This window comes from Microcoleus sp. Pol12B4 (assembly GCF_036701385.1).
Lineage (GTDB): Bacteria > Cyanobacteriota > Cyanobacteriia > Cyanobacteriales > Microcoleaceae > Microcoleus.
In genome coordinates, this window is record NZ_JAUBQR010000447.1 from 1 (window position 1) to 1322 (window position 1322).

The following is a 1322-nucleotide window of genomic DNA, read 5'->3' on the forward strand; positions in this document are numbered from 1 at the left end:
CTTAGCGGGTGACAAGGCACCTCTAGTCTAAACAGGACAAAGGTTTGAGAGAATGGTAAGGTAAAAAAATAAGGAGCCACACGGGCTCCCCAAAAAACAAAATGTTGCCACCATTATACCAAAAAATTCTGCTGCCTCATCTCAATGAAAGCCAATACTTAACCTTGCAACTGCTGTTGTTATTGCTTCAGGCTCATCGTCAGGTCAAGCTCTCCGTATTAGCCAGTGTCTTTCCTCAACCGATTCAATACCAAAGCCGCAAACGAAACTTACAACGATTTTTAGTGTTACCTCAGTTGTGCGTCAAACTATTGTGGTTTCCCCTGATTAAATATTGGATTCGACAAGAACAAACCGGAAAGCGTTTAAACCGAGAACAACGTCGCTGTGTAAGAAAACTCAAGCATCAAAAGTATGGCTATTGGATTGTTGCAATCGACCGGACACAGTGGAAAGGACACAATATATTTATGGTTAGTCTGGTCTGGGGAACTCATGCTCTTCCGATATATTGGGAACTCTTAAAGAAGTCAGGTAACAGTGACCTCAAGACTCAAAAACGACTGTTAGGTATAGTCCTTCCTCTGTTTAAGAACTATCCCGTCTTAGTCTTAGGCGGTCGAGAGTTTCATAGCCCCAAACTCGCATCATGGCTTGATGCCAGGGGTGTATCTTTTGCACTACGTCAGAAAAAAGACTTCCAATTTCAAGAGAATTTAGGTGAAGACTATCAATTGCTCAAAAAGCTTGGCTTCAAACCTGGGATGTCCAAATTTTCTCAGAATATTTTGGGAAATAAAGGAGACGGTTTAGGGCCATTTAATCTGGCTGTGTATTGGCAACGAAAATATCGTAAGCCCGGACCAAAAGAACCTTGGTATATTTTGACAAATCTCCCCAATTTGAAGCTGACTTTAGATGTTTATTGTTGTCGGTGGGGCATTGAACAGATGTTCAAAGATTACAAAACTGCTGGTTATAATGTAGAAGATACCAAGGTCAATGAAACTCGCTTTTTATCCTTGGTCTTATTGATTGCGCTTGCTTATAGTTTGGCGACCGTTCACGGACAATGGCTCAAAAAGTTAGGTGTAGAAATTTATGCAGGACGGATCAAGGAGCATCAAGACAAAACCCCACTTCGTAAGTGAATTTAGTCTGAGCCTCTATGGACAACGGTGGATCTATGGGATGGAATTATGGAACGATTGGGTAACAAGTCTAATTGCGCTCAAACCCCATAAACGTCTCTATTTTCAGCGCGGCTTCTTGGCTCTATCCTTTATGCAGCAAGCATTATAGGTACGTTGTCACCCGCTAAG

General features: G+C 41.9%; 1 pseudogene. It reads left to right on the plus strand.

Annotation, left to right across the window (positions count from 1 at the left end):
- Positions 1-101 precede the first annotated feature (101 nt).
- Positions 102-1302, plus strand: a pseudogene (locus tag QUA38_RS28935) (IS4 family transposase).
- Positions 1303-1322 lie beyond the last annotated feature (20 nt).